General features: G+C 43.1%; 7 protein-coding genes and 1 tRNA gene. 1 reads left to right on the top strand and 7 read right to left on the bottom strand.

Annotated elements, in window-relative coordinates:
* Both Q0Q74_RS13800 and Q0Q74_RS13795 read right to left on the bottom strand, forming a co-directional pair.
* Positions 1–73, bottom strand: a tRNA-Ala gene (locus Q0Q74_RS13800).
* Between the two features lie 100 nt (positions 74–173).
* On the bottom strand, positions 174–2,255 hold the full coding sequence (locus Q0Q74_RS13795) for an alpha-amylase family glycosyl hydrolase (RefSeq protein ID WP_294431789.1): 2,082 nt from the start codon (positions 2,253–2,255) through the stop codon (positions 174–176).
* Between the two features lie 129 nt (positions 2,256–2,384).
* Between Q0Q74_RS13795 and Q0Q74_RS13790 the strand changes: the two genes are divergently transcribed.
* On the top strand, positions 2,385–3,281 hold the full coding sequence (locus Q0Q74_RS13790; protein ID WP_294431788.1) for a 1-acyl-sn-glycerol-3-phosphate acyltransferase: 897 nt from the start codon (positions 2,385–2,387) through the stop codon (positions 3,279–3,281).
* Positions 3,282–3,315: 34 nt separating this feature from the next.
* On the opposite strand, the gene Q0Q74_RS13785 is transcribed toward Q0Q74_RS13790, so the two are convergent.
* The 5 genes from Q0Q74_RS13785 to Q0Q74_RS13765 form a co-directional block, all read right to left on the bottom strand.
* Positions 3,316–4,641, bottom strand: a complete 1,326-nt coding sequence (locus tag Q0Q74_RS13785; protein ID WP_294431786.1) for a tetratricopeptide repeat protein — start codon at positions 4,639–4,641, stop codon at positions 3,316–3,318.
* A gap of 27 nt (positions 4,642–4,668) precedes the next feature.
* Positions 4,669–5,838, bottom strand: a complete 1,170-nt coding sequence (locus tag Q0Q74_RS13780; protein WP_294431783.1) for an aminotransferase class I/II-fold pyridoxal phosphate-dependent enzyme — start codon at positions 5,836–5,838, stop codon at positions 4,669–4,671.
* Positions 5,839–6,333, bottom strand: a complete 495-nt coding sequence (locus Q0Q74_RS13775) for an Lrp/AsnC family transcriptional regulator (protein ID WP_294431781.1) — start codon at positions 6,331–6,333, stop codon at positions 5,839–5,841.
* A gap of 138 nt (positions 6,334–6,471) precedes the next feature.
* On the bottom strand, positions 6,472–7,701 hold the full coding sequence (locus tag Q0Q74_RS13770; protein ID WP_294431779.1) for a 6-phosphofructokinase: 1,230 nt from the start codon (positions 7,699–7,701) through the stop codon (positions 6,472–6,474).
* A gap of 45 nt (positions 7,702–7,746) precedes the next feature.
* A partial coding sequence (locus tag Q0Q74_RS13765; RefSeq protein WP_294431791.1) for an SDR family oxidoreductase occupies positions 7,747–7,925 on the bottom strand: 179 nt, incomplete at its 5' end.

Here is a 7,925-nt window from a genome sequence, read left to right as displayed (position 1 = left end):
TGGAGACGACCGGACTCGAACCGGCCACCCTTTGATTGCGAACCAAATGCTCTACCAGATGAGCTACGCCCCCAAAATTGAATAAAGATATCTTTAAAATCTTATCTCTTTTTAAGAAAAAACTCAATTAGTTTTGAGGGCGTTTTGCAAAGATTCACAAAACCTTCATTGTGTTACTTTTTAATTTCTGCGGTGAGCGAATTTTTGTGGAATATGAAGGTGTAATTTCCAGTTTCAGCAGGGGTGAAAGAGAAATTCGTGCCTATTCCAGGTGCATCACTTGTTTCAATTTCTGTATTCAAAACAATGCTCGATGAATTAGAATCTTTTGGGCCATAAGAGTGAGCCCAGTCTGCATTTTCGTCAAATTTGAATCCGTATTTTGTCCCGGCCGTAAGCTCAACTGTAACAGAAAAATCACCACTTGCTGAATTAAAGGTCATTTGTGTTGCCCCCCACTCATTCATCGTGCCTCTGAGATACATTGTTACGGAGTCATGATCCCAAATGTCAAGGACAGTCTGTTTGTCGCCGGAACTCAAATCATACACACGAATTTCGTAAGAACAGAAATTATAAAAAAGTAAATCCGATCCATCTGTTTTGATTGTCGTGTCAGCGTCTTTATTTCCTACTAGAAGACTGTACGAATCGGTATTCAAGCCAGGATTAGTGAAATAGAGCGTGTTTTGTTTTGAAGAAGTAAGATTTGCAACAACGAGCAGTTTTTGTGAGCCATTTGTGATGGTGTAAGCAAGTGCGTGTTTCCATGGTTCTTGGGTTTCTGTATAAATCATGTCGATATCAAGAATCTGCACTGTTCCGTTTGCAAAAACCTCTTTGTATTCGGCTGTTTTTCTAAGATTCAGGAGCGCTTTGTTTACATTGAGAGGTGAATCTGTTGTATTTTTCTGAGTATTTGCTGATGTCCAGTTAAATGGCTGCCTTAATCTTTCGTCTCCGCTCTGGCTACCCGATTTTTGTGCGATTTCGTTTCCGTAATAAATGAACGGAACTGTCGGCCGGAGAAGTGAAAGTGAAGTCGCCAAGGCTGCTGCAGGACTTTCAGAAGGAATGTGATCGCCGAGTCTGTCAAAATATTCGTCATGGTTTCCAAGGAATGTTCCGTAGGCTTTGTTTGAATCAGGATTTGCGAAAAACTTTGAAAGGGAACTGTATTTGAATTTGTTATTGTAGTAAATGTCGGTTCCCTGGCATAAAACTTCTTCAATGCAAGTTTTTCCCTGATCAAAATCAAGAACCATGTTGAATTCAGGTTTTGCATCCGTGCCAAAGTATTTGTTAAGGGCTGTGCGGTCACCTTCAATCCATGCCTCACAGACCATGAATTTTGGTGACTCGTATTCATCGATGACTTGGCGAAGTTCTGCAAACCATTCGTGAGTTTCCGGCGTGTCCTGAAGCGAATCTTCGTTTTCTACAAGATAGCGCACCGCGTCAATTCGAAGACCGTCGAAGCCTTTGTTCAGCCAGTATCGCACGACATTTTTCATTTCTTCGCGAACTTCATAGTTCCGGTAGTTTAAATCAGGCTGGGTATTTGCGAATGCGGCGTAGTAGTATTTACCGTTTTTCAAATGCCAGGAATTAGCACCCCAGGTGTTTTTCCAATCGAGGGCTTTTGTATTCCACATATACCAGCTGGACTTGCCGTTTTTGCCGTCAACAGAATCCTTAAACCATTGATTCTGGTCTGAAGTGTGGTTCGGCACGAAGTCAAAAATGATTTTCATTCCGCGTGAGTGACATGCGGCTATCAGAGATTCAAGTTCTGCCTCTGCATTGGCTCCGTTTCCTGTTCCAAAATATGGATTCACTTTGTAAAAATCGTTGACATCGTAGCCGTGCATATTGGAGCCTTTGTAAGAGCAGTCCCAGAACGGACTCAGCCAGATTGCATCGCAACCCAAGTCATTCTGAATGTAGTCAAGACTGTCTTCGATTCCTTTAAAGTCACCGCAATTGGTTGAGCAGTTGTTTGAATCAGAATCTTTGAAACTCTTAATCCAGATATGATAGAAAGAAGAATTTTTCCACCAGTTTGCGCTTAGATTTTCGCTTTGATTTGTGAGTTCTGGCAAAGTATGCGGACTCTTATAATTTTTATCTCCGGTCCAGGCTTCAAGGCCGGCTGGTAAATTGGAAGTTCCCTTTCCATCAGAAGATCCGCAGGAAATCAGAAGGGAAGAAATCAAAAGGGCGGGTAAAAAGAATTTTTTGAGAAATCGTGCCATGTTGTACTCCATAAAGTGTTGTATTTTTAAATTATAGAAGAAAGTTGCTCTGTTTTCAATAAAGGCATGCTTGCTAAAAATTCGTCTAAGACATAAAATAAAGATTACTGTTAACGAATAGGGGAATTTATGGCAATTTCTATCAGAGAAAAATACGCAGAAATGTTCAAGGAACTTGCAAATGTTTCTGTTGCTGCGGCAAAAATTGATGAGACAAATGTTTACCAAAAAGAAAATCCTGCAACACGCAAATTCATGGACAAACTCGTTGCTGATAATATGGCTGAAGGAAGTCGTCTTGAGGGCAAAGAAAATTTCCGTGCATTTTTGGACGCGGTAAAATCAGGCAAGCACGGTCTTATCCTTATGGAGCATTATTCAAATACAGATTTGCCGGCACTTTGCTATCTTCTTGAGCATGATTTGGGCGAAGAAGGCAAAGATCTTTCAAAGCGAATTGTTGCAATTGCGGGCATGAAGCTCAATGAAGCAAATCCTCTTGTTCGTGCCTTTGCTGAAAGTTTTACTCGTGTTGTCATTTATCCGACACGCTCTCTCGATAAAGCAGAAGCCAATGCTCAGAGCGAAGAAGAAAAAATCGAAGAAGAAAAGCGAGCAAGAACAATTAATCTTGCGGCCATGCGTGCAATGGACAAATGCAAACGGGCAGGTGAGGTCATCTTGGTTTTCCCAAGCGGCACACGCTATCGACCAGGCTATCCAGAAACAAAACGCGGTTTGCGAGAAATTGATTCTTACCTCAGAATGTTCGATGTAATGATTCTTGTTACGATTAACGGAAGCGCGCTTACAATCGACATGAACAATCCGGATGACATGCTTGCTGATTTGGTCGAACCGGCCGTACAGATTTTTGGTTCAAGCCCGGTTATTGACTGTAAGCAGTTCCGAAAAGAATATCTTGCCACACTGCCTGCTGATGAAGCCGATCCGAAGCAAAAGGTTATCGACCACATCATGGAAATTTTTGATGAGCAGCATGAGCAAATCGAAAAAATCCGATAAAAAAAGCCCGCATCATTGACGCGGGCAAAACATTCTAATCTATCTTTTTGAGAATTTTTATGAGGCCGTTCTTGTCAATTAAGTCGATAGGGCGGCCTTCTGCATATTTGCGGCCTTCGTCACTGTAAAGGCCGGCGGAAATACAAATGCCCTTGTCAGCTTTTGCTTCCGAAACGCGTGAATGGAATTCGCGGACATATAAATCAGCCACGGCACCCGTAGTTCTGTAAAAACGGAAAATATGGGTTTCTTCCGAGCGAACGAATTCAACACTTGTCAAAATCTCGATATTCTCAGGTTTTACGGAAATATCAACAATTTTTGCAACTGCGCGCGGATAATATTTCATAACGATTTTTCGGCACAGAGACACGAAATCGCTTGAACTTGCCATGAGGTATGTCTGAAGGTTTTTGTTCTGGTTAAGCTCAGAATAGCGTGCAAGAAGCTGAGGAACATCCTTATACTGAGGATTGATTGCCATGATTTCCTGTAGATAGCTGATTCCGTTGCCAATTGATTTTAAAGCAAAATGAGCGAGTGCAAGACGATAGCGTGTTTCGATCGCAATTTCAGGAGTTGCATTCTGATGTTTCAGACCAATCTCAAAATCCTGAATAGCATTGTCGGCTTCACCGATTTTAAGATGGTGCATTCCTGCGGCGAGACAGGCTTTTGCTCCAAATTCTGGATCCGGACGCAAATGCATAAAGACCTTCATTGCCTTTTCACCATAGCCGCTTTCGTTCATGCCGTCAGCCATTGCAAAAAGAGCCTCTTTGTTTTCAGGGTTTTCATCAAGAGCGCGTTTGAGGTATGGAAGCGATTCCTTGTAATGTTTTGCCTTGTAGAGAGAAAGTCCGAGTGGCGAATTGAGACCGGGTGTTTCTGGTTTTAAGACTACGGCTTTTTTGAAGCGAGGAACGGCTTTTTCAAATTCATTATTTTTATAGAAAGTGAGGCCAAGATAATAGTTGACTTCAAAATCATTTGGATTAATCTGAACAGCAGAACTCAAACCCTTAAAAGCTTCGGGAATTTTGTTAAGTTTGACCGCACAAATACCCTGTCGGAGAGCAGCTTTAAAAACATCGATTTCTTTGTGGACAGGGGCAATGCTAATCTGGGTTTCGTAAATTGGATAAGCTTTATCCCAGGCCCTTTCGTTGTAGTACAAATTTCCAAGAGCGATAAGAGCGTCCGCATTATGAGGATCCTGTGCAAGTTTACGGGTCGAATCTCTGATTATTTGGGCGCGACTTTTCTGTTTTCCGCCTTTACCTGATTTTTTTCGGGTAGCAAAAGCGAGAACAAGCGCGCCAAAAGCGACAATAATGACAACAGCAATTAAAGTACTCATACTATGTCTATTATCGGCACATAGACTCTATTTTTTTAGTTCTTCGACAAATTCTGCGATTCTGTCCAAAGCAGTCTTCATTTTGTCGATGGCGGTGGCATAGCAGCATCGGATGTGACCTTCGCCGCCAAGACCGAAAACGCTTCCCGGAACGACTGCTACATTGTGTTTTTCAAAGAGTTTTGTTGCGAATTCTTCGCTTGTAAGGCCCAGGCCTTTGATGCTTGGGAACATGTAGAAAGCGCCTGTTGGCTCAGGAACTTCAAGTCCCATGTCGCAGAATGCCTTGTACATGAGATTTCGGCGCTGCTGGTAACTTACGCGCATTTTTTCGACATCCTTCCAGCCGTGTCGCAAGCCTTCGACAGCAGCATACTGACTGAAAATCGGAGCACAGATTGTGTTGTAGCCGTGGAGCTTTACGATTTGTGCAAGAACTTCTGCAGGAGCCGCAATGTAGCCGATTCGCCATCCTGTCATTGCGAAAGATTTTGAGAAGCCGTTGAGGATGATTGTGTAGTCCTTCATTTCCGGGAAAGAGCCGACAGAAACATGCTCTGCTCCGTCATAAGCAAGCTCACAGTAAATTTCGTCGGAAATACACCAGATTTGATTTTTGACAACGACTTTTGCGATTTTTTCAAGTTCGTCCTTTGGAATCATTGTGCCGGTCGGGTTGTTCGGAGAACACATCATGACGCACTTTGTTTTTGGAGTGATTGCCTTTTCAATCTGCTCGGCTGTTGGGTAGAATCCGTTTACGCTCGTGTCGATTGGAACGACCTTTGCGCCAGTCAATTCTGCGAGTGGAGTGTAGTTTACATAGCAAGGCTGAACGACGATGATTTCATCACCTGGATTCAAAATTGCACGAAGAACGGCATCAACGCCTTCCGAAGCACCAACTGTAATCAGAATTTCGTTTTTTGGGTTGTAGTAAAGATTATATCGCTCCATGTATTTGGCGATTTCTTCACGAAGCTCGATTAAACCCCAGTTTGAAGTGTAAGAGGTGTGGCCTTTTTCAAGATGGTAGTATGCTTCTTCACGGATAACCCACGGAGTCGGAAAATCAGGCTCACCGACCGAAAGTGAAATAACATCGTCATGACCAATCAGCATCTCAAAAAACTTACGGATGCCCGATGGCGGAATATTCTGCATTGATTTTGATAATCTATCTTCTCTTGTATTCATTTAAGCCATAACTCCTTCACGGCGGTCGCTTTCGTCCTCTACATAGAGAACATCATTTTCTTTGTATGTTTTGAGCAGGAAGTGAGTTTTTGTTGAGCGAACTCCTTCAAGCGTTGAGAGCTTTTGTGCTACGAACAAAGCGACTTCTTTTAAATCATCGCCTTCAATTACGACTTTGAGGTCGTAGCCACCGCTCATCAGATAAAGTGACTTGACCTGCGGGAAACGGTAGATTCGCTCGGCAAGTGCGTCAAATCCGTGTTCGCGTTCTGGCTGGCACTGAATTTCGATTTCGGCACGAACTTTGCCTTTGGTATTCGTGTCTTTTTCAGGGTTAACGATGGCGGCGTATTTTAAGATGATTCCTTCGTCTTCCAGAGACTTAATGATGGCCTTTACTTCGTCAGGCGTTTTTTTGGTCATTGCCGAAATATCTTCTACTGCAAGACGCGCATTCTCGCGCAGCAAATCAAGAATCTCTTCCTTTCCGTCCATAGCTGTACCTCGTAAATATTTTTGATTTAAATAGTTTAGAATATAATAGAAGATTTGAAAAGGTGTGTGTGAATTTGAAAAAAAAGGGAAAGAAGAGGAGCACCGCCGCACCAAAGCGGCAGATGCTTTTTATAAGATTTACTGCATCGAAAGATTCAGGTGGCGTGGAAGACCGTCAACCATGATTGGTGAAAGTTCTGCCTGAATGAGCGGGTGGATGTAGTGAATCAAGTCCTGGGTGACATAATCATCATCGGTAATCCATTCGAGCGGAATTTTCTTTTCGATGTTTGCGATTTTTTCAACATCGGCAGTTTCGGTGATTGCCATGTACGGATCATCTGAAACCCGCTTGATTACGACGACTTTTCCTGATTCGCCCTCAAATGCGGCTTTTACTGCTGCACCGCCAACATTGTATGCTTCAGTAATGTCCGTTCGGCTTGCCATGTGAGCCGCACATCGCTGCAAGGTTGAAAGCTCGATTGCACGGGCTTTTGTTCCGAGTTCGGCAGTAACTTTGTTTGCAAGGAATGTTGCCGTTCCAGACATCTGCTTGTGACCGAATGCATCGACGAATTCGACATGTTCTGCGGCAAGTTCAAATACAAATCTTCCGTCTGCAACTTTGACACCTTCTGAAACTGCAACGACAATTGATTTTCCTGTTTTTGAAAGTTCTTTGATTTTGTTAAGGAAGTGGTCAACATCAAAAACTTTTTCTGGAAGATAAATCAAATCGACGCCTTCGCAGTCATCTGATTTTGCAAGTGCGGCAGATGCTGTGAGCCAGCCCGCGTTTCGCCCCATGATTTCTACGATTGAAATTGTCGGATAGTCGTAAACATGACCGTCGCGGATAATTTCTTTCATTGTTGACGCAATGAATTTTGCTGCGGAGCCGAAACCTGGCGTATGGTCGGTGATTGCAAGGTCATTGTCAATTGTCTTTGGAACACCCATGAAACTGATGTCGCTGTTTACGCTTTTGCCATAGGCGCACAGTTTCTGAATTGTGTCCATTGAGTCGTTTCCACCAATGTAGAAGAAATATTTGATTTCGAGCTTGTTAAGGACTTCAAAAATCTTCTTGTATGTTTCCGGATCTTTTTCTACATCCGGGAGCTTGAATCGGCATGAGCCAAGTGCTGACGAAGGTGTTCGTTTGAGCAAATCGATTGCCATTGTTGAATCAAGTTTTTCGGTCAAATCGATATATTTTTCATCAAGAAGACCTTTGATGCCGTTTAACATTCCGTAGATTTTTTTTGCGCCACGGTCTTTTGCAGTTTTAAAAACACCCGCAAGACTGGAGTTTATTACTGCTGTCGGGCCGCCTGACTGTCCGACGATTACATTTCCTTTCATGGAATCCCCCTTTTAAAAAACACCCCGCACGAGGCGGGGAAAAAATTATGACGGCTGTTTTCCGATATATGCGAGGATACCGCCGTCTACATACAAGATGTGGCCGTTGACTGCGTTTGATGCATCAGAAGCAAGGAATACTGCAGGACCGGCAAGTTCTTCAGGGTCAAGCCAGCGTCCAGCCGGAGTTTTTGCACAGATGAATGAATCGAACGGGTGTCGGC

It is taken from the genome of uncultured Treponema sp. (assembly GCF_946187725.1).
Taxonomy (GTDB): domain Bacteria; phylum Spirochaetota; class Spirochaetia; order Treponematales; family Treponemataceae; genus Treponema_D.
The sequence above is the reverse complement of the archived record's forward strand: the minus strand, read 5'-3'. Positions and strand labels throughout refer to the sequence as shown.

Coding starts and splice junctions, on each gene's coding strand:
- Q0Q74_RS13795 (WP_294431789.1), bottom strand. CDS start 2,255: ATGGCACGATTTCTCAAAAAATTCTTTTTACCCGCCCTTTTGATTTCT.
- Q0Q74_RS13790 (WP_294431788.1), top strand. CDS start 2,385: ATGGCAATTTCTATCAGAGAAAAATACGCAGAAATGTTCAAGGAACTT.
- Q0Q74_RS13785 (WP_294431786.1), bottom strand. CDS start 4,641: ATGAGTACTTTAATTGCTGTTGTCATTATTGTCGCTTTTGGCGCGCTT.
- Q0Q74_RS13780 (WP_294431783.1), bottom strand. CDS start 5,838: ATGAATACAAGAGAAGATAGATTATCAAAATCAATGCAGAATATTCCG.
- Q0Q74_RS13775 (WP_294431781.1), bottom strand. CDS start 6,333: ATGGACGGAAAGGAAGAGATTCTTGATTTGCTGCGCGAGAATGCGCGT.
- Q0Q74_RS13770 (WP_294431779.1), bottom strand. CDS start 7,701: ATGAAAGGAAATGTAATCGTCGGACAGTCAGGCGGCCCGACAGCAGTA.